This is a genomic window from Paenibacillus sp. FSL R5-0923 (genome assembly GCF_038009145.1).
In the GTDB taxonomy this organism is placed as follows: domain Bacteria; phylum Bacillota; class Bacilli; order Paenibacillales; family Paenibacillaceae; genus Paenibacillus_AQ.
The window spans coordinates 3,517,176-3,542,645 of sequence record NZ_JBBPAT010000001.1; the positions used below are offsets into that span (position 1 = coordinate 3,517,176).

Consider the following 25,470-nt stretch of genomic DNA (forward strand, 5'->3'; position numbering starts at 1 on the left):
GTGGGATGCCCTATTTTTTTTGCGCTCTACCAATATTTTAGCAGTGTTTATAGCTTCTATCCTTGGTATAATTCGAAGATTATATCCGAGGAGGATCATCTCGTGAACAATAGATTTGGTAGATTTGTAATTACGATACTTGTAGTAGTGCTTGTAGCTGGAGTATTTATTCAACATATATCGGCTGATGATGAGGCGCCTTTTAAGGATATAGATACTAGTTATGCTAAAAATGAAATTATAGATTTGTATCACCGCAACATATTAACCGGCACAACGGCGACAAGCTTCTCACCTACTAAATCGATTACTAGAGCGGAATTCATTACGGTTCTTGACCGTCTGCTAAAGCTTGATCCGGCAGTCAGTCCAGTATCTTCTTATACAGATGTAGCTAAAAAAGCTTGGTATTACGGCTGGATACAGGCAGCTGTTCAGCTTGAGCTGGCTAACGGCACATCGGCAACTACTTTCACGCCAGCAAAAGCAGTTACCAGGCAGGAAGCGGCTGTATGGATGGCCAAAGCTTTAAAGCAAACAAACCATACTCATGTTCTAACTTCGTTCAATGATCGAAATAAGATTGCTAGCTGGGCAAGATCAGCTGTTGCTACTGTAAATGATCTAGGTTTGATGAAGGGGGATAATCGCAAGAATTTCCGCCCCTCTGATCCTATAACTAGACAGGAAACGGCCGTCCTCATTGACCGAGTGCTGCAAAATGAGAGTTGGGCAGCAGAACTCGATGATGAGCCGGAGGATCGAATCGTTATAGGCTGGCAATATGGGCAGACGACGGCACAATATGAGAATACGGTTCTGAAATCCAACGTTAACACCTTATCACCACGGTGGTATTATGTAGGAAAAACAGGTGCAGTAACGGATTCAACGGATACTTCGCTGATCACATGGGCAAAGAAGAATAATAAGAAAATATGGGCGATGGTAGGCAATCGATCGGATCAAGAAGCGACCCATCAAATGTTGTCGAGTGTAACCACAAGGAATACTGCAGTAAATCAATTAGTAGCTTTAGTGAGCAAATATAGATTAGATGGACTAAACATTGATTTTGAAAATGTAGCGCCTGACGATCGTGAGTATTTGACCTCGTTCATTACATTATTAGCTGAGAAAATGCATGCTCTTAACGCGAAGCTATCAATAGACGTCTCTCCTGATCTTGGAACAGATTGGACAGATGCTTTTGACTACGCTGCACTAGGTAAGCAAGTGAACTATATGGTGATGATGGGTTATGACGAACATTATGACGGGAGTAAGCTTCCAGGGTCCAATGCTTCTATTCCTTTTGATCAACATGCAGTGGATACTGTACTAAAGGACGTACCCAGCCATAAGGTTATATTGGCACTGCCTTTATATAATCGGGACTGGACATTGAATCAGAATGGTACGGTTTCATCTTCAAAGTATATCTCGCTTCCGGAGCAAAATCAGATTATTAGTAGCTATGGAATGAAACCTGTATGGAATGAGACTTTAGGACAATATGTTGCCAACTATTCGAAGCAGTCCATAAAGCACACGATCTGGATTGAGGATGGCCGTTCTTTAATAGCGAAATACGATTTAAGCGTTAAGAACAATCTAGCCGGAATCGCTTATTGGTATATAGGTGGGGAAAGCGCAGATATATGGTCTAGCGTAAGTAATGCAGAGAAATTTTACGATTATAGCTTTTAAAAAGAAAGACTGGATGCATATAGCTATCTTGCTATGGCATTCAGTCTTTTTATTTAGTTATCACAGCGCAACGACCGCGCGTTACGGTGAAAGCTCTTGGCACGCAACATATACACTAAATATATATATTTGAGGAATTATAAGTCATAATCATCCATATAAAAGTTACATTTTTCACTAGTATGAAATAATTAATAAATGCTATATTCTTCTTGATCAATTATACATATGGAGGAATTCAAAGGATGCCATCAATTACAGAAACAATTCAACTGATCGAATCAAAAGAATTTCAAAGAACACTAGAAAGTCTGTATGGTGATGTTCCATCTATCATTAACGATCAAAAGCAAAGATATAAAACCTTGGTTCAGGAATATGTAAAAAAAATTGCAGAGGGCGAAGTGTTTCTCTTTAGCTCACCAGGGCGCAGTGAAATTAGTGGCAATCATACAGATCATAATCTAGGTAAAGTAATTGCTGCCAGTATAAACATGGATTGTATTGGAGCGGCTGCGAAAAATGATCAAAATATTATTCGTATAAAAAGCATTACCTATAACGAAGACTTCATTATTGATTTAAATTCGAGTGGGAATAGCCTTAACCTTTCAGGAACATATACCTTAGTTAAAGGGATTTTGGACGGTTTTGAACGTTACGGTTATAAATTAGGCGGTTTTGATGTTTGTATCACAAGTGATGTCATAAGTGCAGCAGGTGTAAGCTCATCAGCTTCTTTTGAGATGTTGATATGTTCTATTATTAATTTCTTCTACAACAATAACGAGATGGATGTCGTTACCTGTGCCAAGATAGGCCAATATGCAGAGAATTCAGAGTGGAACAAACAATCGGGTTTGCTCGACCAAATTGCTTGTGGATATGGGGGACTAATTTCGATTGATTTTAAAAACATCGAGGCTCCGCTGATCACTACATTAAATTTTTCATCCATTGACAAAGGTTATGAGTTATTTATTGTCCCCACAGGTGCAAACCATGCAGATTTAAGTGAAGAATACTCCTCAATTCCAACAGAAATGAAGGCTGTTGCCCGAGAACTTGGGAAAAATGTGCTTCGTGATTTAGAAAAGCAAGATATATTGGACAACCTGGACAAACTTAGAGAGAGTGTTGGAGATAGAGCTGTATTGAGAGCACTGCATTTCTATGAGGAAAACATTCGAGTTGATCAACAAGTAGAAGCTTTGACAGACGATAATGCAAACAGCTTCATAAGACTCGTAAATGAATCTGGAAACTCATCCTGGAAATGGCTGCAAAATTGCTATTCTAACTCTACTCCTACTGAACAGGGTGTGACACTATATTTGGCATTAACTGAGCTGTTTATCAAGGAGAAGGGGGCAGGAGCCTGCAGGGTACATGGAGGCGGTTTTGCAGGAGTTATAATGGCTTTATTGCCAAAAGAATATACGGATTCCTATAAAGCATATATGCACTCATTTGGTGTTGAGCAGATTTATCCTGTCCGCATTCGTAAACATGGTGCTATTAATTTAAATCTATTATAGGCGTTTATCAGCCGGCACCTAGTTAGCATATAGCTATATACTTGGTGCCGATTTTTTTTCTGATGATGTTCTGGTTCACGAAATATGAGAATATTAAATGAGTGTTTTAGTCATTATAAAATCAATTTGTTCTTCATTACCCATATAGAAAGAGTGAGTCCCTGTTTGAACGAAATTCATTTTTTCATAGAATTTAATTGCATTCTCATTTTTTTCCCAAACGCCTAACCAAATCTTCTCTTTATTCTGATCTTTTGCTATGTCTAATGCCTTATTCATCAGGTATTTACCTAGTCCCCGTTTATGAAATTTCCCCCTGATATAAATCCTCTCGATTTCAAGCGAATCATTACCCATTTTTTCTGATTGGGCATCATTAAAGTTTAGCTTTAAATACCCAGCAACTTCCTTATTCAAAAAAATAAAATAGAATTCCGAACAATTATTTAATAATTCTTTTCCTAATTGTTTCAAATTAAAAGCACGATCTAAGTAAGCTTTCATAATTGCAGGTGAGTTTTGATTCTGAAATGTATCGTTAAATGTTTCAACACTGATTTCTTGGAGCAACCCTAAATCTTCAAACGTACACTTTTTTATATTTATGGTCATTTTTATTTGTCCTCCGTTTACTAAGTCAATAATCTCTTTTGTTTCCTTTTTTGACTAACTCCCAGTCTTTTTCTACATTTTTTCTAACTCTCTGCAGCATGGTGGAAATATGTTCTACTTCACTCTCGGAGAATCCAGATAATGCGACCTTATTGGAATAATCGTTTTCCCTTTTTATGTATGGGTACAAAGTAACCCCTTTCTCTGTAGGAAATAGTTTTTTTATTTTTTTATTTTGATTGTCTTCTTTCTTTTCAATAAATCCATTAATTTCTAATTTCTTAATTGCACGTGAAGCTGTTGTTCGATCTACTTTTATCATCTCAGCTAACTTTTCTTGAATTATTCCTGGGTTTTCACATATTCGAACAAGGTACAAATATTGCCCTTTTGTAAGGTCATGTTCTGCAAATTCTATATTGCTTATTGAATCTAATGCCCTAGCTATCATTCCAATTTCACGTAGGATTTCCTTCATAAATAACTCCTTAGCGCGTATTTTGTTGTAAATGCAATAAATAATATATATTAACTTATCTCATAATTGTTGCATTTGCAATAAAAAATAAATAAATAAAATAGCGAGGTGAGTAAAGTGAAGCGTGACTTCTATGTATTAGAAATTTATAAAACTAACTCTTGGTATTTCACGATTGGAAGCCCTTATAAAAAGACTGGATAGCAAGATGGTTATGTTGCCATCCAGTCTTTTTATTGGGTTATTACCGCACAAATGGTAGTCTCTCGTTATTGAACAGTGTCCGGTAACATCAGCAAATAACTCGATCTGGCCAAAGTCTGCATTTCGTATTTCATTAATTCAGTTTCGAGTGACGTATTTTTTGAAGTTTTTTACTTTAATAACTTTAACACTTTTTGATAAAAGCTTCTTGTCGCTGACGATCCAGGTGTGATCTTTGGAGTTTTTTCTACGAATTGCAGCGAAGTTATACTTATTACCTGCGTAAATCTTAAAGCCATGAGCTGCGCAATCAGCACAAAATTTAACGCATTCACCTCTGTTCCGATTTGAAAAAGAAATCTGATCGAACACCTTGCGTTTAATGAGTAGGGTCGCACCTTGAACATTGGTTACATATTTATTCTCCATTCGGAGGTAACGAAGCAAAAGTAACTTCTTATCATTCAAATACATATAGTGAGCCCGTTTTCCAACGATATCTGCTTTAGTCTTATGGAGTATTTGCATGCTATCAGTTAAATAGTTGGAAGCGTAATAATCGTCATCATCAAATTTTGCAATATAACTATAATTCGCTAATTGCACACCAAAATTCAAACAATAACCGAGAGAATGATGTTCCGGTACTTTAAAAACCCACACATTCTTATGTTTTTTTGCAGCAGCTGTATAGTCATCTATCTTCAAACTATCATTATTTATGATTACGATAAGTTCTTTAAGATTAAAATTTTGTCGTCGATAGTTATCAAACAGTGTATTTATACAGTCAGCTCGTTTCGTACAGGTCAGAATAGATACAGCAGATATAGTGGAATCTGTAGCCCGTTTCATAATTTGATCTTTGGACTGCGTCCAACAAATGCTTTGTAATTTTTAATATTACGGATGATCTTATGGTTTGCTATTAAAGTGCTATCACTGATGATCCATGTGTGCTTTGAAGAGTTTTTTCTACGGATGGCTACGAAGTTATTCTTACTCGCAGAATAAACCTTATAACCTTTCTTTCTACTTCTGCTGCAAAAAAGATCATCTTCACCCACGTTTTTATTAGGGAATTTCACATGATCGAATACTTTACGTTTGAAGACGAGTGTAGCGCCTGGGAGATGGGTAACTGTTCGATGTTCGTCATGCGCGAAACGAAGGATTAAAGTCTTTGAACCACTTAAATACATATAATGAGCTCGTTTTCCAAGAATATCAGCATTTGTTCTATTTAATGTCTGAATACTTTCTGTCAAATAATGAGGGGCATAATAATCGTCGTCATCGAATTTGGCGATGGTATGATATTTGCATTTTGTGACGGCATAGTTTAAGCATGAACCCAGAGTTTGATGTTCTGGCTTACGAAATATCTTTATGTTTTTGTATTTTTTAGCTAAGTGTTGGTAGGGGGAAAGTGGAATTGCATTGTTATTGATAATAATGATGAGTTCTTTTTGGGCATATCGTTGTCTGTTGTAATTTTGGAGTAGGTTGTTTAAATAATTTTGACGATTTGTACAGGTAATAATAGAAACACCTTTCATCTAACCAACCCCTCAGATGCTTTTTTTGGAAAAAGTCTCATAATACGATATGTCCAAGTTAGAATAGAGTAACGGCATATTAACCTCAGGGATGCAAATATGGATTTTTATAAAGAACACAAAACCACAGTCATGACTGTGTTATCGAGATCTAGCTCAGCTTGAAGCAACAATACAGTATCTCTCCCTAGTAAAGGTCATTTTCAAAATTCAGGTGAAAAGTAGGAAGACTCAGGACAAATGATCACTATAATGGAAATAAGAGACATACTTAGATACAATCTATAGGATATAAATAAGAATTAGTCTGAATAAGAAAGCGATTAGAGGAGGCCATCTCGTGGGAAGATCATTCGCAAATTTGCATATCAAGTCGAACAACCTTGAGAAGACTGTCGGAGCATTAAGAGAGCTAAGCGAAGGGCATGCCACAGTATTAGGCAAGCCAAATAATGAGGCTCAAGAGTTCAATGTTGTCATGTACGTAAGCAAAAGCAACGAGTACTGGATCAGCGTGCTCCATGATTATTTTGTATGGGGTACGGTGAAGAAGATCGGCAAAACGCTGTCTCGGCTTATCGAGGAGCCAGTGATGACCGCCGGATATATAAATGAGGAAATATTCGAGTTGTCGTTGTTCGAGAATGGAGATATTGAGGCCGAAAGAATCTTTTGTGAACAGTGGACGAGGGATGAATATGAACAACTCAAAGAAGAGCGTCTTAACGATGACTATTTGCAGAAAGCGTTGGATATCCGCAATGAGGATTTTGACGACTTCATTAGCATTACGAGTCCGGCACAAGCCGTAGATAAGCTGTCAGAACTCGTAAGAATGTCATTATGGAGCGATTGGGAGTGGATCCCGCACGAAGAAACTCTCAAAGAACGATTTGCGAAATATGAATTTTGAAAATACATGAGCAAATGGCTAAGGTCATCTGAGATGACACTTTAGAACATGGCGGTGAGAGAAAAGAAATGGATAGATTAAAGAACAGTGGATTTTATAAACTTAGATTCTTCATAAGGCCGGAAGAGTTTGAAAGCGTTTTGAAGCTTTTTGAACATAAGCAAGCGCAATTTTATCTAACCAATTATGCCCAGACAGAGCATGACCAGAATCAGGTGTATGAGGCGTATCAGTCATTTTATCATTATTTTACGGCAGAGGAAAAAAGGAATGATGGTCACCCATTCTTTGTTTATTCCATTTCTGTTGCGTCTGATAATGAAGGCTCCGGATTTTTTGCGAGAAATGAAGGTGTCCATTTTCCCTATTACGGACAATGGGCAGAGGATGAATTGCCGTGTATCTTGCTTTCATTTCCTAAAGGCTTTCAAATGGATTTGGAAGATGAAAACGGGAAGTATTATATCTATGAGGATATCAGGGATCATAAGCCGTTAACATATAAGTTTTTCGATGAAATAAAAGACTCTATTAATAAAATGACAAAGCCGCTTCGCTTCTCGGCGCATGACGCAGATGCTATGAAGGAGCAAAAGCCTTCTGTGCGTATAAGCCATGGTGCGATTCAAGATTTGAGCAAATCGTGGATTTTCAATAAATATGGACTTGTGATGGGTGGCAAATAGGAGGATTCAGCAATGCGGAAAATATGGAAAAAAAGAATTCTGATCAATAATCCTGCCCTGCTGGACCGGGATCTGATCGAGCGGGATTTGCACGACGGTAACCAAGTGATTATTCAATTTTCTCACCCGGATTTTTATGGCTCCATATTGGAAGAAGTGGATGAGCTTTGCGCGCGCTGGAATGAGGATTTCGGAGTACGTTTCTACGCCCACTATTCGCTGTCTTTTGATTGTCATACTCTCTTGCGGATTCCTCATGTGAAAATGCTGCACCTCGATAGTCTCACCCAGGCACATAACACTGAAGCATTGGCGAAGCTGGATCACCTGCGCAGTTTGAGCATAGGCATATACGAGCTGGAGAATTCGGAAATTTTGGGGATTGATACGTTGCACTCTCTAAATAAATTAAACATTATCTCGGATAAAAAGACCCTCAACCTGCAATATTTTAGAGAGTTCTCTGATCTGGAGGAATTACATGTAGGGGGTAAGGTTAAAAACCTTGATGCTATAGGTTATCTGGAGAACTTGAATTATCTCGCGCTGCATTCGATCAGCAAACTGCCGTTACATTGTATTAACCGGCTGAGGAAGCTGGAGCACCTTCGCATTTTGCTTGGAGGCCGGGAGCACATTCATGAAATTGAAGAGAATACAATCGAGAACCTGGAGATTACTAGAGTCCGCGGCTTCCATGACCTGACCAATATTACAGCCTTTCAAGCGCTGAAGAGACTTGTTATTGAGGATCAAATCCAACTGAAGGAAATCAGCTTTAACCAGGATATGAAGGCACTGGAGGAACTTTCTATTAGGAATTGTAAAGGCTTAACCCGTTTGACGGGAATGGAGCAACTACCTTTGCTGCACACGCTTCGTATTCTCAAGACGGCAATCGATTTTGATTCCTTTATCCATCAGAAACTTCCGAATTCTTTATCTTCAGTGGAGTTTGCAACTTTCAAAAGTAAAGCAGACCGGGAAATACAACAATCTTTAGCAAAATTGGGTTTTCAATAAAAGGTAGGATCGTTCAGTTAACAGGAGGAGTATTTATGTACATCGTATCTCAGCCAAAACCGCTATCTGACGGCCAAAACCAAGCACTTGCGAAGGAAGACGTTACTGTTTATCCACAGGGCTACCTCCGGTTTTTGCGGCGATTCGGTGAAGGGACTTACAGAGGGTGGTTGAATGTTCAGCTTCCCGATGCGGAGGTGCTTAAACCTTTTGCCGAGTACGGATTATGGGAGCATGACGAAAACAGCCCCATTAGTGAGCAACAGATCGGCGAGTGTATCGTTATAGGTACAACGGTGGACGGTGATTTTCTGGCAGTACATCCCCAGACAGCTAGGCTGCTCTGGCTACCTCGGCATGCGGAGCACGTAAAGGCGATTTCCCTGCTGGCACGGGAGCAGGAAGACGAAGGGATGTACGCCTTGGTGCTGGATGAAATATATCGTCAGGTGTATGGAATCAGCCAAGGGGAGAGCATCTACTATGAACCGTGGACGGGCACTCGGAGCCATCTCTTTTTGCGTTTGCCACAAGGACAGGATCAGCTTACGCTGCCCGAACTGGCCGACTTATGCCAAAACGAATTTCCGCCGGATTTGTCCATTGAGAATGCCTATGCTTGTTTCCTGTTCTACCGGCAGCTGGGCGGCTATGTACGATTGAATTATGCCTACCAGCAAGAGGTGGCTGTCTTCTATGAACAGGATGCGGGGCAGGCGTTTGAAGTTATGGAGCAGTGGCTCTTGTCGAAAGGCTGCGAAGCGATCTCAGAAAATAACAGATGATCCGGATACTCCTTAAGTGTGGGAGAGGGAGGTATGTATGAAACTAGTTTTTACTTTGGATACACATGGAACGTGTGTGGGTCAATTGAGAGATGAGCTGCTGCCCTTAGAGGAATTAGCAAATACATGGAAGTTTCCCTATGATATCTTTTTTGTATTGCGTGTTTTACCTGAAAGTTATGGTCGAACAACATCCAGACGTTTTGATAGCAGGGATCATACCCTCGAATTAGATATCAGCATAAGTTATGAACAGTACCAACGGATGTCCAAGCATGAGCAACGTGAGGTATTAGGCAGTCACCTTTGTAACTATTTGTCAGAGTCAGTCGCTAAATATAATAAGCATGCAGATAAGGAAACTCAAAATCAACTACTGGATCTGGTGAAAAAATGGATGCTTGAAAACAATTGGCTAAATGGAAAGCTAAATCAAGCACGGAAACTACTTTCGCAAGACATGGGTCTTTATGAAGTCAGCCAAAAATTGCAGATGCCATTAGAAGAGATTGAGTATATCCTTCTCCGTATGAATGACTATGAGCCAACTGACGTTCATCCTGATAACATTGTAGCAGGAAAAGCGCCGCCATATCATTTGTAGAAGATTGGAGAGATATCCAAAACTTACAATAAACCCATGTATAAGGAGAGGGGATCGAACTTATGTATGAGCGTTTGGCAGAAAAACTGAAAACGACCTCCGCTTTAAAATGGTTTCCTGGCCATGGTGCGGAAGAAAGCTGGATAGCAGAAGCTGAAGAGGAATTAGGATTCTGCCTGCCGCCATCTTATCGCTGGTGGCTGGTTCATTACGGTAATGCCCGGTTGGGAGACGGCAACATTCTAGCGATCGCAGCTCCGGAACATAGAGAGTATTACGACGGCGACCTTCTTTACATACATAGACTGAATAAAGCCGAGGAATGGTGGGTAGGTCGGTTTCCCCACAGACTGGACTTGTTCGTGCCGGATAGCGACGAGCTTTATTTTTTTGATACGTCTACTAGAGATAAACAGGGGGAATTTCCGATCATGTGTTATGATCTCATGAATGATTTGATCGACAAGTATGCTTCAACGTTTGCGGAATTTCTAGAACGGCTGATTGACGAGCGTTCTTAAATAACCTGAGCTGATCGACTAATGGAAAGGAGGACCATTATCATGAAGCCGATGCAAGAAATAGAGACGCTGGCGATAGAAATCGCCGCTGCTGCCAGAAAGTCATTTCGTGCTCTTTTTGAAAATGGCGAACATTATTATTACTGTACGCTACATACTACTGGCGAGGGACATGCGCCTAGCATCTCTGCCTGGTCGTGGGAAGCTTTGGAGATGGAATCGACCAGACAAGGAGACGAAAGTGACACACCGGGTTCGACAATTGCTGAACTGATCAAATGGTCCTATGCCGATTCACCCTATTGTTGTTTCGGGGATGAGAACTTCGATCACGTTAAACAACGATTCATCGAGCGTCCTTTCATTGCGGATCTTGAGAATGACGAAGGGAATCGCGAGTTTGATTTGAGGCTGAAGGCCATGGAGCTGGCAATGAAAATGCTCGATGATGAAGGTGTGTTTGCATTGAATCAACTGCGAGAGTCAGTATGCGTCCTTGTCGAAGTCATGCCGCCGGATGAGGTTAATACCGAAATTGCCCTACGTTTAAATCGGGCGGAATCACCGGTTATGCAAGCATGGTTGGCGGAAGCGGCGGAGTAGAAACGTTAGTCTCCCGTACTTTGGAATCTTGCCACTTTAGTCGCGAGTAGTTCAATCAGTTGCTGCCACCAGTGAAAGCCGGCAGTCTTCACAACTAACTAGCCCACTCCTAGTAAGGTGTAATTAGTATATATTTTGCGACTGATCGGAAATCTAAAGCTGATTCTGAAGCCTGAATCTTGTGCTCTGATAGTTAGTAAAAAACGGGAGCGTATTAATCCACGAATTAAATTGTTCAGTCTTGTCGTATTACCTGAATTAATTGCGGCAGTGACACGCGTTGCAAATGGAATATCAGTCGCCAACCTGAGGTATAAGGGAAGAATAGCTTGTACTACTACGAGATGTTCTCCCACTTTATACTTACTTTGAGCGGGGTCAAGAAAAAAACCGTTGACGTATAGTCGATCCCGCATAGGTGTACGAAAGCCGAAACTGTACCCTGATCCCAATTCTGCAATTGGGGCATGGCTTACCTTTTGAAACAGTCTTTCCATCTGCACAAAATCAATCGTATTCACCGCTTGTACCCATGCAGCTGAGTATGCTGGATTGCGCACGATTTCGCGATAGAAGGGCAGCACATTTCGTATCGTTCGTCTTAAAATTGCAGGTGTTATAAATTCGTTTTGCTGTTTGCGAACGGGGAGTTGACGTTTTCTTTTCTTATTCAATATGCTTCCCTCCTTGAAAATTCAGTTATCTGCAACATATGCTTTACCGGAAAGGTACGTTTGGACATTTCATCGAAAAAGCACTCCAGGCTTTCGGGATTTAGATTTACTGCTAGAACGATAAGAAAATTACTTAGCAAGAAATGACGCGGCTGCCGGTAGGAACGGTTTAGTCGCGTTTTTTTTGTGTGCTGCAGCTTGCATGGAAATGATCGATATTCTCTCCCGAAATGTAGGTATACAAGGATGAAATCTGTTTTATTTTTCAATGCTCGGATATCCGCTATCATCTTCATTTGCTCCTTGACAACGAAGATTGTAATGCGTGAAGTGCGAGCAGTAATCGTTCCTTGCTACAAGTTGCTGTCTCAAAAATAAGGTTTTTACTTATGAGCCGGCAAACATCATGAAATGAAAAATCATGAAATACGAGGATCCATTCTTGCCGTGCCTTCCATAAGGTAACATACATAGAATGCAATGGAAGAGCGATAAGGAGGGGGACGGCATGGTTTCGAGAAAACGACTTATGGCATTTATTCAGAATGCGGAAAAGGCATGGGAGAAAGTAGTCTTTTCGTATGATCTAAACAGTCCACCGATTCGAATCGGTGATTTTGATTACTACAGACTTCCCTTGCGATTCTCGACCCGAATCAAAATTTTTCGGTATTATCGCCAATTTTGGAACAATGTGTACGCAAATCGCATGATCTGCTCCGCAGGTTTTAAAAACATTCGAGGACGTCTTTACTCTCCTGATGCAGATACGGGGGGATTGCCTAGCAGAGTGTTGGGTTTAAAAATTATAAAACAGACAAGCACAAATATAATAGTTGATGCTATTCTAGGTATTCCAGGTGACTCAATCGCTGATGGGGAAACTATTCGTTATTTCATCTTGCGCAACCCATCCACCCAAGTACTTACGATCAATTTACGCAGAAGCCGATATGCCGATTACCGTTACGATCCATGCAAAAAAAAGAGTAGGATACTAAGAAGGAAAAAATGAAATAGCGCCTGTTATATAGGGAGATAATTTATTCATTGAAAAAACTGATTGCAGAAAGAAGAGCTAGAGCTTTTATATTGAGATGGATAGTAGCCAAATCGGTAAAATGAATTATTGAACTAACAGAAAACGTTACTTCAATAAAACAGCGACAGCCTAGGACTTTTTTCTCGTCCTGTGCTATCGCTGTTTTAATTTCTAGGTTCAGTGTAATATTTTACTTTCTGCTGACAACTGTATGATTCAGTGTGAACCCCTTGTCATTAACTCCCTATCCCTTTAGCGAGCCGGACGTGATGCCGTTAATGATATATTTTTGCATGAAAATGTAGAACAGAATGAGTGGTGCGACCGCTAGGAGCATCATCGGGAAGAAATTCGTCCAGTCGGTCGAGAATTGCCCAATATTGCGGAACACTTCTAAGAGTAATACACCCTTTGAACGGGATTGCAAGAACAAGAGCGGTGTCATGAAATCATTCCAGACTCCCAGCGTATTCACGATCGCTACAGTGGCAATCACCGGCATAAGCAGCGGGAACACAATCTGCAAGAAAGTTCTCCACACCCCACAGCCGTCTACTTTTGCTGCTTCTTCCAGTTCAAATGGAACGGTAGAACCGATAAAGCTTTTAATTAAAAAGATAGAGAGCGGGAGGCTGTAACAAATTTCTATAAGAATAACACCCGTGTGGGAATTCATAAGTCCAAGCTGGGATATTTGTTTATAAAGTGCCAAGATCCCCATTTGGTACGGTACCATCATTCCAACCATGAATAAAAGGAACACGAGGCGATTGAAGCGGTTCGTATGTCGTACCAAGCTGTAAGCAGCCATCGCAGAAAACATAACAATACCCGCGACGGAGGAAATCGTAATGAGAAGGTTATTTCCTAACACATGGAAGTAGTTCATTGCTTTAAAGGCGCGAACGTAGTTGTCGAATGTGATATTAATTGGAAGGCCCATCGGACTAGAGACTGCATCAGCTGGGGTTTTAAAAGTCGTGATAATCAAATAGTAAATAGGGATCAAAAAAATCGCGGCTATGACGATCAAGAGAATTTCAGTAACGGCAGACCCTTTAGTATATCGATTCATATTACCGCCGCTCCCACATTTTGATTAGTGTAAAGTGAAGAAAGGTGATGAAGCCAACGAGGATCACGAAGACGATTCCGAATGCGGCTCCGTAGCTATAGAAACCTTCACTGAGCCCTTTTTTGATCATGAGTGATACGATCGTTTCAGTAGAATACCCAGGGCCACCTCCAGTCAAGGCATAAACAATATCAAATACCTTCATCCCGTTTATCATCCCCATAACCGTATTGAAGGTGATCGCTGGAAGCAGTAGAGGAAGCGTGATATAACGGAACAATTGCCACCCGTTCGCTCTGTCGATCTTCGCCGCTTCATAATAATCTGTTGAGATGCTCTGTAAGTTGGCCAAATAAATAACCATTGTGTAACCCACCCACTGCCATACGGAGGCGATGATGACTGAGTAGAGTGCAAGTCGCGGATCTCCGAGGAAATTAATGCGTTCGAAGCCAAGAGCAACTACAAGTTGATTAATCAAGCCGAAGTCGGAAGGTGAGTACATAAAATTCCAGAGAAAACCGATAACCAATACGCTGAACACCGCAGGAAGGAAGAACGCAGCCCGCAGCAGATTTTTTGTTTTTAATTTTTTATTGAGAAATACCGCTAATGGAATGGCTAGCAAATTCTGTCCGAGCATCGCGAGTACTGCATAGATTAATGTGTTGCTAATCCCTGTTAAATAGAGGGAATCTTTAAATAGAGCGATATAATTGTTTAATCCAACATACTTGACAACAACGGGATGTACGTCTGACCAGTTCGTAAAGCTGTATACAGCGGTCTTTAACGTCGGATATATGAAAAAGGTACAATAAATAAGTAAGGCAGGAAGCAGAAGCAGAACATAATTGATTTCTCGTTTGAAAATGTTTGGTTTGTTCATATGCAACAACCTTTAGCTTATAGGATGTACAAGGAGCAAATCGCTTTGCCCCTTGTAATTTATACGACCTATTTAGATTTCTCCAACAGTTCAACTGCTTTTTTGTCTACCGCTTCTAGCACTTGTCGAGGCGTTTTAGTACCTGCTATGATTTCTTGAATACCTTTTCCTAGATCTGAGAAAGCAGGGCCAGCAACGCCCCAATTATTAACAGGGTACATGACATTGCCCGCCTTGAAAGCTTCTTGAGCACCGTTGTACTCTGCTGGCATTTCAAAAGTAACCCCTTTCAAAAAAGAGGAACCTCCTTTATTATCGACCCAGTAAGCATTCTGACCTTCTGGTGTAGATAACAGGTCAAGCACCTTGTACGCTGCATCCTTGACTTTGGACTTCGCATTCAAACCAAACGATACCCCTGGACCACCGACCATCCAACCCGGGCCACCTTTTGTACCCAGGTTCGGGAACATATCAATCTTCATGTCAGGCGCCTTTTGCTTAAAGGTTTCCATATACCAAGGTCCTGCTTGGAACATAGCTGCCTTGCCACTTGTAAACTCATCAATCGCTTGTTCTTCTTCAAGCCCAAGCATATCTTTGGTGAAGACACCACGTTTCAAGTATTCGGTCCATGTCGTCAAAGCAGGCTCCAGGGCATCGACCATTTTTGAGTTTCCTTTACCAAAATCATCGTTCCATTTTTTTCCTTCGGTTGTGCCGATAAATTCATTAAGTGCTAAACCAAGGAAGGACTGGCCTGCTACGTTAGGATTTTTTAGACCGATTGCTTGCGGTTTAATTCCATTTTTCTTAAGTACTTCAGCTACTTGGAAATACTCATCAAGCGTTGTTGGTACTTTTAGGTCATATTTGGCAAATAGATCAACATTATAGTAAACCCCGTTAAACCAACTAGCTTGCGGCAATCCGTACAGTTTATTATCAAATGTCGCGGTGGACGTGCCGGTTTCATAATACTTGCTAGCATAACGTTCTGTTAAATCTTCGAAATATCCTGTCTTGACGGTATTTGCGTCGATTACTCCACCGATAATGTCAGGACCTTCGCCTGCTGCAAGCTGGGTCTTGATGACATCTACGTAAGTCTTGTTATCGATGAACTGATACTCCACATCTATATCGGGAAGTTTATCTTTGAATAATTGCAGAAGTGCCTTTACACTGTCTTCTTTGTTCCAATATGATAATCTAACCTTCACTTTTTTTACCGGTTCGGGAGCCTTTGATTCTTTCGGCGCCGCCGTATCATTTGGTGTTGCACTTTCCTTTGTGCTGCTGTTGTTCGTACTGTTGGAACTGCAGCCTGTTATGAGGATTGACAAGGCGAGTAAAGCAGTAGTGGGAATTAACCACGTTCTCTTCATACAAAGACCTCCCAAATTTAAAATTTGTTTTGCGGTATAGATTTCATTGTAATGTAAATACCATTTCCATCGAAATAACAGATTTTTGCGAAATCTAACAGAATCCATCTGACAATAGAAACCAAATCATGTGGTTAATGTAACATGGTATGAATTGGAATGCCTAGTGTGCTATGCTTTGGTTTGTAGTGAGTATCCTCTGGAAGCGAGTAAATACCGCCCGATGAACGGTTAGGAGGAAAATATGTATCATATTCTAGTAGTCGATGATCAACAAGCCGAAATCGATGCTATTGAATGGCTTATTCAGAAGCATGCTCTACCCTTTTCTGTTGCTCAGGCCAACGATGGGGAAGTAGCGCTGGAATATATTAGGGGCCATCATGTAGATCTGTTATTCACGGATATTCGCATGCCATTCATGGACGGTTTAGAGTTAATCAAGCAGGCAAAGATAGTCATTCCGGACCTTAAGGTGCTTATTTACAGTGCTTATGGGGAATTTGAATATGCACAAAAAGCGATTCAACTTGGAACGGTTAGTTATATGTTGAAGCCGATCGATGTGAAGGAATTCCTCAAAGTATTCCAATCCATAATCGATATACTAGATGACGAACGACTTCAGAGAGAGAAGGACGAGTTGCTGATCAAAGGCTTTCATAAAGGAGTGGCGTATGAGAAACAAAAGCTCCTGTTTGATCTCATCCAAGGTCGGGAAAGTGACGTCTATTACGAGGAACGGGCAGCTTTTGCTGGACTAAATCATCTGGAAAATAAGCGGATGTATATGATTATGATTGGATTGCAAAATCACTTTTTTGATCAACATCATACAGAAGCGTTTGAATTTCTTCAATCGACTAGTAAACATGAGATGCTTTTATTACATATCAATGAATACCAAAGCATCATGCTCGTCGTAATTGATCCCGCTTCAAAGAACAGCGATAACGGGCAAGAGCTTATGACTTATGGAGAAAAGGTTAAAGAATGGCTGGAGACTCGCTTCGACCGGCGATGTTTAATTATTGTCGGTAGTCCGGTAGATAAGCTAGAGGGGCTTCATGACGAGTTCACCCAAATGGAAGAGTTAATGAATTTTCGGTTTTTTATGGATAGAAGTGTCGTTTGTTCCAAAGATGCCGAAAGCATTCATGACCATATAGACGACGAATCGTTAGAGCTTATGCTTAAAGAGATTTATACTTCCATTGCACGAAATGAATATCGTACACTCGAGCATCAAATAGAGTATCTCATTGCGAGTATGCGAAATAGTAAGCGCTTTAGTTCTATGTATGCCAAACTTTTATTTACAGAAATATTGAAAAAAGTAGTAGAGCTTCAAGGCAAAAAAAGCAGCAGTTTACTAAAGGAAGGTTTGGAGCGAATCGCACTTTGCAATTCAATTGCTGAGTTGAGGCAAGTCATTTTATCCGTTTTTCAGGAACATTTGCTGCAAATTAAAACGAATACAGATGATCAATGCCGCAAAGTAATTGAAGATGTACAGATACTCATCCAGATGGAGTACGGAAATGATATTGGGGTTGACTATTTAGCTAATCGTGTCTTTTTATCGCCAAGTTATTTAAGTTTCCTCTTTAAAAAAAGTACAGGTCAAAACCTAATCAAATATATTACAGCTGTACGTATGGAGCGAGCGAAGGAGCTACTGCGAGATTCAACGATTAAAGTTGTTGATATTGCCAGTACAGTTGGATTTGCGAATACTTCCTATTTTAATTTAATGTTTAAGCAGCATAACGGCCTGACTCCTATTCAATATCGGGAGGGTGGCGGAAGAAGATGAGTCTGCTCAAATTTATTCGTAATATCCGCCTGCGTCAGAAATTATTGCTTTCATATGTGATTGTTATTTTCCTGCCAACGATTGTACTGGGCTTGTATGCCTATCAAAGTTCCAAAGCTTCATTGAAAAGCCAGGTTCAGCAAAGCGCGGATAACGAGGCGAGGAAGCTGGCGTTAGAAATTAGTTACCGTCTTCAGAGACAGGATGTATCCATGAAATCGATTGTATTTCATCCTGCGCTTCTTGATTTGATGAGTAATCCAGATCAGGATTTGTACGCTCAATTTAAGACGTTGAATGATAAAATTGAACCTATTTTTTTTAATTTAATGTATATGGTTGGGGATATGACTGAGATTATGTTGTATTCTGAGAATCGGCAATCCGAATTAGGAAACTTCATTACGCCTTCTTCAGCAGTTAAGGATAAGGATTGGTATGAAGCGACAAAGAGCAGCGAGTCAACGAAGTGGTGGTTCGAGGATGGAGAATTGTTTGCCACTCGAGTGATTCGCGATATCGATCTTCAAATCGTGAGCGCTGAACTTTACGTCCGGTTTGATTACAATAAAATCTTCGGTGATTTCATTGGCAAGATGAATGAAGGTAGGGGCATCATTATTACCGATCAAAAGAATCAGCCGGTGTTAACAGAGCATGCCCCGCAGATGGATGATGTTCAGCTTCAATCCCTTTCAAGGAGTGGTACTTCAAAAGCAAGCTTAGGTGGCGAATCCTACCTAGTTATAAACAAAGATATTCCGCAAACCGATTGGGTCCTGCATTATTTGGTTTCCGATGATCAATACAATACAGGCATTCGCAATATTTTAAGCGCCACGGGTATCATTGTACTCATCTGTATGGTTTTCCTCAGTATTATTATCTTCTTGTTCTCTGAGACGCTGTTAAGAGGAATCGAGAAATTAAACACCAAAATGAAGATGGTGGAAGATGGTGATCTTACAGTTGTTGTTTCCACGAATTCCAAAGATGAAATCGGGCAGCTTACCGATCGATTCGGTTCTATGCTTAAACAAATAAATCAACTCATTTCGGAAGTATATCAAACAAAGGTCACGCAAAAGTCGGCCGAACTCAAAGCGCTGCAAGCTCAGATCAATCCTCACTTTCTATATAATTCTTTATCTTTAATTAATTCCAAAGCGCTGCGAATCGATGCTCAAGAAATTAGTGACTTGGTAAATAACCTTTCTAGTTATTACAGAACGACTTTAAATAAAGGGAAGCAAATTATTGCGATTCAAGATGAATGGACTAACGTTCAAGCATACATACATATTCAATTAGCTATGCACAATTCAAGATTTGACGTAGAATTCGATGCCGACGACAAGGTATTTCAATTTGAAATGATTCATTTGATTTTACAGCCGATAGTTGAAAATGCGATTATGCATGGCATCGATCTGAAGCGGGAGGGGCGAGGTAAACTCATCCTGCGGGCAAGTCTTGACGGTGAGGATATTGTTTTTGTCGTGGAGGATAATGGCGTCGGTATGGAACCGTATATGATCGCACGTATTCTTGAACATGAAAGTTCCGGCTATGGGATTAAGAATGTGCAAGAAAGATTACAGCTCTTATTTGGATCTGAGTACGGGATCAATATTCATAGTCAACCTGGGATTGGCACTTCCGTTATCGTACGCATACCGCAGTATCGTCACATCAGAGAAGAAGATTCATGATCACATAAGGGCCAATGCTCATAAAAGCATGGCCTTTTTTTTGTTTACAATCGAAATCTGTTAGATTTCAAAAAATACTCTTATTTAGCAAGACTTCAATTGAGATTATAATGCATAATGTGAGCGCTTTAAATGTGTTCTAAAATTAAATGAATATGAAAGGATGGTTGATCTATGTTCAAACGGACAATGTATACAATGATCTGTTTCATGATTCTAGTAAGTACATTTTTCCAGGGCAATGCGCCTAGTGTCCATGCTGACAGTAACAACCTGGACGTGTGGGTGGAAAATGCATTGAAAGCTGTATATAGGACCAGCACGATTCCCGCAAATCATGACAACAGCATTGATCTTGTTTCAGCCAAGAACGAATACGAAAGTGAGCAAATTGCTGTAAGAGGCACAAGCGATTTTAAGATTACAGGAATTGAATTTTCCGATCTTGTATCTCCTGGAAATACGATCTCAAACAGCAACTTAAGCTATCATTTTGAAGAATACGTACTTGAGGATACCGTGCAGCCCAATCAATATCGACCGGATTTGGTAGGCACGCAAATCTACCCCTTATCCGAAATTCCCGACCCGCTTTCGAATGATACCTCTATAAATGTAGCAGCAAATTCAACTCAGCCCATCTTAATTACGAATTATGTCCCTGCCGATGCTGTTCCTGGCCTCTATTTCGGTATAGTTACGGTGAAATCAACTTTGGGCGATTATCAAGTACCTATTAACGTTGAAGTTGCTAACGCTGCAATCCCTCCAACCTCTGAGGCTAATTTCGTTAATTATCAATGGTCGATGACGAATGGTTTTATGATTGGAGGTAATCCACCTGAGATTGTAGATGATCCTTTAACTCAGTCTAGTTATGACGTTGGCGAGAACTATTATGGAGTGGAGACGTATAGCGATGAGTGGTTTGAGCTTATGGATAATTTCGCCAAGACCATGACCGACTATCGCCAGAACATGATTTGGGTTCGTACAGACTTATTATTAAATGAAAAGGGTACAAAAATGGTGTCTTTTAAAGACGGGATACCGGAGAATATCGACTGGTCTTTGTTCGATCGATATGTTCAAACCTTTATGGATAGAGGAATTACTCATTTTGCGAACATACACTTGATCCATGCTTTAGAACAAATGCCACAAAGTGAGAGACCAAACAATAATAATCCACAAGATCCGTGGAAAACGTCGGTACCTGAATTCGATTCACTACCTGTTACAGACGCTTATCTTACGAACTACTTGACAGCATTGCACGATCATTTAGAGGAAAAAGGTTGGCTTAATGGTATTACTTGGTATCAGCATACTAAGGACGAACCTAACGGTTCGAGCATTACAAACTATATGACCTATATCGCTAGAAAAATAAAAGAGGTCGTTCCGGATTTCAAGACTTTGGATGCTGATGCGGCCGGTACTCTAATGAACGATACCATCAAACCTTATGTGGATGTGTGGGTCCCGTTAACCCCAGTTTTCGAGGACAAGAAAAGTCTCTATAAAGCGGAGCAGGCGGCAGGCAAAGACTTATGGGTGTATACTTGCGATGTGAATCCGGCTCCGTGGTTGAACAGATTCTGGACGCAGCCCATATTGACTGGCAGACTGTTATTCTGGAATCTTAGTCAAGAAGGTGTACAAGGACACTTACATTGGGGATGGAACGTATGGTATGTCCCTCATTATGGAGATTCTACGATCGTATATCCAGACAAGGAACATATGACGGTTAAGAGCTCACTGCGTTACGAGGCCCAAAGAGACGGACTTGAGGAATACGAACTGATGCACCAACTCAAGCAAACCAATCCTGGGCTTGCAAAACGTATAGTAGATAGCGCTGTTAACCCATCTGATCCGAGAAAATATACCCTGGATAATGAATATATCAGCAAGCTTCATGATTATCTGGTTAAAGCGGCGGCCGGAGAAACATTGGGTGAAATTCCTGTGCCAACTAGTCCCTACGATGGGCAGGCTGTACCTATGACTTACATGACCGATAACGCGACCGGTGAGATCACTTTTGATGGTGAATGGTTTGCAAAAAGCCGGAAATACGCTTATATGGGAGGCGTTCAAGGCACGTTAAAAGCGGATGATGAATTGACCTATACTTTTACAGGGGCTGGCATCGATCTTATCGCGGAGAAAAATGAAGGCTCTGGTAAAATTTCCGTATCCATCGACGATTCCGCGCCAGTGATTATAGACCTATATGAAAAAGTTCAACTCGATTCGATATCGGTATACAGCAATCATAACTTGTCAGCAGGCAAGCATACGATCAAGGTAGTGAATCTGGAGAACAAAAACCTATTCGTTGACGGCTTCAGAGTAAGCATGTATGAAGGACAGGAGCTCTATGACGGAACGCTGCAAAGTTTGGAAATGACTAACATGCCGTCGGTTATTTTTAATAAAAACAATATCAATTACCAGGCCATTATTCCGAGCGATGTAGATGTGATCACGATTACGCCAACACTTACGGATGCAAATGGCACCCTGGAAATCAACGGGTTACCTTACCGCAGCGGTGAGAGGCTTACATTCAACATCCCTACTGGCAAAAGTAAGATCCTTATTCGCTCTACCGCAAGTGATGGGGAAACCTCGAGAATGTATACTTTAAACTTTCTCAAAGGCAATGTAAATCAACCGACCACCAATATTGCGAGAAGTTATTCAGCGATTACAGCAACAGCTGATAGGGGAGGCAGCAGTGGCTATGGTGTGGCTAATATGGTTGATGGAAGTTACGGTTCCATGTTTGCTAGTATAAGCGGGTATACGAGCATTGTGCCATTCCCACATGAGATCAATCTGACTTGGACTCAACAAAAGACCTTTAATACGATGGTCATGGCCACGCCATCAGGCTTATTACAGGGGATAACGGATATTGATATTGAGGCTACATCAGATGGAACGAATTGGACCACCTTTGCAAAGAGGGTACCGATTCAATGGTTTAGCAGCACAGACGACAACAAGATGGAATACGCATATGCGAATATCCCTACAGTTAATGACGCACTGAAGCTGAGAATACGGGTCAATGACGCTAACAATACGTATTGGGGCATATACGCGCTATATGAGCTTGAGCTTTATAATCTTCCAGACAACGGAGAGATTTCCCCTACAGCAGACGGAACGCTTAGTAATTTAACAATCCCTAATGTTCCTACTTTTACATTTGACAATAGTACGATGACCTACTCAGTAATGATCCCGAATGATCTAAACTCCATTGAGATAACGCCAACACTTTCGGACGGAGCGGGTACCTTGCAGGTCAACGGAAAGACTGTCGCCAATAACACAGCGCAGACTTTTGACATTCCATTTGGAAAAAGCGTAATTCATATCAGGTCCACTGCAAGCGACGGGACAACAACAAAGCTCTACACGTTAAATTTTCTCAAAGGAAATGAGGATGGGCTAGGTACCAATATTGCCAGAAGCTATTCTGAGATTACAGCAACGGCAGAACGTGAAGGCGAGGACTATAGTGCCAAAAAAATGGTTGACGGTATTATTTATACCATGTTCGCGAGTTCGCGAGGCTACAATACCGAACATCCGTTTCCGCATGAGATTAATCTTACTTGGGAACAACCGCAAACCTTTAACACCATCGTCATGGCTACGACATCTGGTTTAATTCAGGGTATTTCCAATATCGATGTTCAGGCTTCTACAGACGGAATAAACTTTGAAACCATAGCACAGGGGGTACCCATCCAATGGAAAAGCAGCAAAGATGACGGCGTTATGGAGCATACCTTTGCCAATATTCCTGAAGTACGAGATGCGCTTAAGCTCAGAATAAAGATCAACGATGCGAACTATACGACATGGGGTATGTACGCTATGTATGAGCTTGAGCTCTATAATCTCGCGGAGAACGGAGAAATTGGCGAGAGCAGTAATACGATTACGGCGAGCGCGGGGGACAACGGAACGATCAGTCCAAATGGCGCCGTTGTAGTCAATGAGGGTGATGATCAAACCTTTACCTTCAATCCGAACAATGGATACGAAGTCGACGAGGTATTGTTAGACGGTACCGCCGTGTCGGTGACCGGAAGCGTGTATACGGTTACTAACATAACCGCCGACCATACGATCAATGTTACGTTTAAGCAAAAAGAGACAGGTGGCGAGAACAGTAAGACGATCACGGCGAGTGCGGGGGAAAATGGAACGATCAGTCCAAATGGCGCCGTTGTAGTCAATGAGGGTAATGATCAAACCTTTACATTTAATCCGAATAATGGATACGAAGTCGACGAGGTACTGTTAGACGGTACCGCCGTGTCGGTGACCGAAAACGTGTATACGGTTACTAACATAACTGCTGATCATATGATCAATGTTACATTTAAGCAAAAGGTGACAGGTGGCGAAAATAGTAATCCTCCGACGAGTGGTGAGAATAGTAGTATTCCTTCTACCGGTGGTACAGTCAATGGGAATACCGATGCTCATACACTTGTAGTGAAATCGGAGGACCTTACCACTCCAGCCTCCAACGGAGTCGTGACGATTGTTGCCAAAGATAAAGAGAAAATTGTACTTCCTGCCAATGCAGCCGAACTGCTTGGACTACATCCATTAGTCATTCAAACGGGTTCATTCACATTGGAGGTCCCTGCTGAATTACTTAAACAGTTGACGGATAAATACTCCGCAGAAGCTAAACGAGACAGTACGATAGAGTTAATCATGACTCTCTTATCCGAATCTGATGCTAACAACCTTCTAGCGATAAGGCAGTCTTCCACGCATGCAAATATTAAAATTTCCGGCAATGTGATCAATTTTAGATTATCGATTGTCGGAAAAGATGGTAAAGTGACAAGCTTGAACAGCTTCGATAAACCGATGACGATTCGATTTAAAGCAGATCCTTCCTTAAATCCGAATCTGACTGGCATTTACTATTTGGCAGACAACGGTACGCTGGAATATGTGCGAGGCACGTTTATAAACGGAGAATGGGTGGCCGATATTCACCATTTCAGTAAATATGCGGTGCTCGAATTCAAGAAATTATTTACCGATGTTAAGTCCACTCACTGGGCGGCCGATGCGATCAAACAGCTAGCAGCGAAGCAATTTATTGAAGGCACTAGCGCGGCAATGTTCGAGCCAGAGCGTTCTATAACACGGGCCGAATTTACGGCGATGCTTGTCAAAGCGTTGAACCTGACATCAATGGGCGAATCGAAATTTACGGATGTATCGAAGGGTGCCTGGTACGAGGGAGCTGTTTCCATGGCGGTCAAAGCAGGCATTATTAAAGGAATTAGCACAATGTCTTTCAATCCCGATGCTAGCATCAAACGCGAAGAAATAGTCACTATGCTGATGCGGGCGTATGTTATCTTGAAAGAGGTCGAGTTGAACGGAAAAACGGCTTCTTCCTTTACCGACGAATCCGCTGTGGCAACCTGGGCGCTTGAGTCAGTAAGAGCGGCGGCGGCACTTCATTTAATTAACGGTCGAGAAGCAAACAAATTCGTTCCGAGCGGGATCACTTCCCGTGCAGAAGCAGCAGCTTTGCTCAATAGAGTTATACACTAGCCGGGTAAACCCCCAATTT

General features: G+C 41.1%; 21 protein-coding genes. 13 read left to right on the forward strand and 8 right to left on the reverse strand.

Annotation, left to right across the window (positions count from 1 at the left end):
• Window positions 1–102 precede the first annotated feature (102 nt).
• Both MKX35_RS15655 and MKX35_RS15660 read left to right on the forward strand, forming a co-directional pair.
• Window positions 103–1,710 carry an S-layer homology domain-containing protein gene (locus MKX35_RS15655; protein WP_179086740.1) on the forward strand — a complete coding sequence of 536 codons (1,608 nt, stop codon included), beginning with the start codon at window positions 103–105 and terminating at the stop codon, window positions 1,708–1,710.
• A gap of 245 nt (window positions 1,711–1,955) precedes the next feature.
• The gene (locus MKX35_RS15660; protein ID WP_076300588.1) at window positions 1,956–3,248 is read left to right on the forward strand and encodes a galactokinase; all 1,293 of its coding nucleotides are present in this window, start codon (window positions 1,956–1,958) and stop codon (window positions 3,246–3,248) included.
• 93 nt (window positions 3,249–3,341) lie between these two features.
• On the opposite strand, the gene MKX35_RS15665 is transcribed toward MKX35_RS15660, so the two are convergent.
• The 4 genes from MKX35_RS15665 to MKX35_RS15680 all read right to left on the reverse strand — a co-directional run bounded on the left by MKX35_RS15665 (window position 3,342) and on the right by MKX35_RS15680 (window position 6,101).
• Window positions 3,342–3,860, reverse strand: coding sequence for a GNAT family N-acetyltransferase (locus MKX35_RS15665; RefSeq protein WP_076300589.1), 519 nt, complete (start codon window positions 3,858–3,860; stop codon window positions 3,342–3,344).
• 25 nt (window positions 3,861–3,885) lie between these two features.
• Window positions 3,886–4,338 (reverse strand): MarR family winged helix-turn-helix transcriptional regulator, encoded by a 453-nt coding sequence (locus MKX35_RS15670; RefSeq protein ID WP_076300590.1) that lies wholly within the window; start codon window positions 4,336–4,338, stop codon window positions 3,886–3,888.
• A 342-nt stretch (window positions 4,339–4,680) separates the two neighbouring features.
• Window positions 4,681–5,397 carry a glycosyltransferase gene (locus tag MKX35_RS15675; RefSeq protein ID WP_076300591.1) on the reverse strand — a complete coding sequence of 239 codons (717 nt, stop codon included), beginning with the start codon at window positions 5,395–5,397 and terminating at the stop codon, window positions 4,681–4,683.
• Window positions 5,394–6,101 (reverse strand): glycosyltransferase, encoded by a 708-nt coding sequence (locus tag MKX35_RS15680; RefSeq protein ID WP_076286234.1) that lies wholly within the window; start codon window positions 6,099–6,101, stop codon window positions 5,394–5,396. Before MKX35_RS15680 ends, MKX35_RS15675 begins: the two co-directional genes overlap by 4 nt.
• A gap of 340 nt (window positions 6,102–6,441) precedes the next feature.
• On the opposite strand from MKX35_RS15680, the gene MKX35_RS15685 reads away from it, so the two are divergent.
• From MKX35_RS15685 to MKX35_RS15715, 7 genes are all read left to right on the forward strand, one after another.
• Window positions 6,442–7,014 carry a hypothetical protein gene (locus MKX35_RS15685; protein WP_076300592.1) on the forward strand — a complete coding sequence of 191 codons (573 nt, stop codon included), beginning with the start codon at window positions 6,442–6,444 and terminating at the stop codon, window positions 7,012–7,014.
• 68 nt (window positions 7,015–7,082) lie between these two features.
• Window positions 7,083–7,700, forward strand: coding sequence for a hypothetical protein (locus MKX35_RS15690; RefSeq protein WP_076300593.1), 618 nt, complete (start codon window positions 7,083–7,085; stop codon window positions 7,698–7,700).
• 12 nt (window positions 7,701–7,712) lie between these two features.
• The gene (locus MKX35_RS15695; protein WP_076300594.1) at window positions 7,713–8,723 is read left to right on the forward strand and encodes a hypothetical protein; all 1,011 of its coding nucleotides are present in this window, start codon (window positions 7,713–7,715) and stop codon (window positions 8,721–8,723) included.
• A gap of 35 nt (window positions 8,724–8,758) precedes the next feature.
• Window positions 8,759–9,508, forward strand: a complete 750-nt coding sequence (locus MKX35_RS15700; protein ID WP_076300595.1) for a hypothetical protein — start codon at window positions 8,759–8,761, stop codon at window positions 9,506–9,508.
• Window positions 9,509–9,545: 37 nt separating this feature from the next.
• Window positions 9,546–10,112, forward strand: coding sequence for a hypothetical protein (locus tag MKX35_RS15705; protein ID WP_076300596.1), 567 nt, complete (start codon window positions 9,546–9,548; stop codon window positions 10,110–10,112).
• A gap of 62 nt (window positions 10,113–10,174) precedes the next feature.
• On the forward strand, window positions 10,175–10,633 hold the full coding sequence (locus MKX35_RS15710) for an SMI1/KNR4 family protein (RefSeq protein ID WP_042189330.1): 459 nt from the start codon (window positions 10,175–10,177) through the stop codon (window positions 10,631–10,633).
• Window positions 10,634–10,654: 21 nt separating this feature from the next.
• The gene (locus tag MKX35_RS15715; RefSeq protein WP_256716386.1) at window positions 10,655–11,236 is read left to right on the forward strand and encodes a DUF4303 domain-containing protein; all 582 of its coding nucleotides are present in this window, start codon (window positions 10,655–10,657) and stop codon (window positions 11,234–11,236) included.
• Between the two features lie 98 nt (window positions 11,237–11,334).
• Here MKX35_RS15715 and MKX35_RS15720 read toward each other — a convergent pair whose 3' ends face one another.
• Window positions 11,335–11,910, reverse strand: coding sequence for a hypothetical protein (locus tag MKX35_RS15720; protein ID WP_076286227.1), 576 nt, complete (start codon window positions 11,908–11,910; stop codon window positions 11,335–11,337).
• Window positions 11,911–12,418: 508 nt separating this feature from the next.
• On the opposite strand from MKX35_RS15720, the gene MKX35_RS15725 reads away from it, so the two are divergent.
• Window positions 12,419–12,925 carry a DL-endopeptidase inhibitor IseA family protein gene (locus tag MKX35_RS15725; protein WP_042189324.1) on the forward strand — a complete coding sequence of 169 codons (507 nt, stop codon included), beginning with the start codon at window positions 12,419–12,421 and terminating at the stop codon, window positions 12,923–12,925.
• Window positions 12,926–13,196: 271 nt separating this feature from the next.
• Here the strand turns inward: MKX35_RS15725 and MKX35_RS15730 are convergent, their stop codons facing one another.
• The 3 genes from MKX35_RS15730 to MKX35_RS15740 form a co-directional block, all read right to left on the reverse strand.
• On the reverse strand, window positions 13,197–14,027 hold the full coding sequence (locus MKX35_RS15730) for a carbohydrate ABC transporter permease (RefSeq protein ID WP_076300599.1): 831 nt from the start codon (window positions 14,025–14,027) through the stop codon (window positions 13,197–13,199).
• A 1-nt stretch (window position 14,028) separates the two neighbouring features.
• Window positions 14,029–14,916 (reverse strand): carbohydrate ABC transporter permease, encoded by an 888-nt coding sequence (locus MKX35_RS15735; protein ID WP_076286224.1) that lies wholly within the window; start codon window positions 14,914–14,916, stop codon window positions 14,029–14,031.
• Between the two features lie 68 nt (window positions 14,917–14,984).
• Window positions 14,985–16,304, reverse strand: coding sequence for an ABC transporter substrate-binding protein (locus MKX35_RS15740; RefSeq protein ID WP_076300600.1), 1,320 nt, complete (start codon window positions 16,302–16,304; stop codon window positions 14,985–14,987).
• A 244-nt stretch (window positions 16,305–16,548) separates the two neighbouring features.
• Between MKX35_RS15740 and MKX35_RS15745 the strand changes: the two genes are divergently transcribed.
• The 3 genes from MKX35_RS15745 (at window position 16,549) to MKX35_RS15755 (ending at window position 25,451) form a co-directional block, all read left to right on the forward strand.
• Complete coding sequence (locus tag MKX35_RS15745; RefSeq protein WP_076300601.1) at window positions 16,549–18,120, forward strand: response regulator transcription factor; 1,572 nt, start codon at window positions 16,549–16,551, stop codon at window positions 18,118–18,120.
• The gene (locus MKX35_RS15750; RefSeq protein ID WP_076300602.1) at window positions 18,117–19,832 is read left to right on the forward strand and encodes a cache domain-containing sensor histidine kinase; all 1,716 of its coding nucleotides are present in this window, start codon (window positions 18,117–18,119) and stop codon (window positions 19,830–19,832) included. The genes MKX35_RS15745 and MKX35_RS15750 overlap by 4 nt, the downstream gene beginning before the upstream one ends.
• A 174-nt stretch (window positions 19,833–20,006) precedes the next feature.
• Window positions 20,007–25,451 (forward strand): glycoside hydrolase domain-containing protein, encoded by a 5,445-nt coding sequence (locus MKX35_RS15755; protein ID WP_076300603.1) that lies wholly within the window; start codon window positions 20,007–20,009, stop codon window positions 25,449–25,451.
• The last annotated feature ends 19 nt before the right edge of the window (window positions 25,452–25,470 follow it).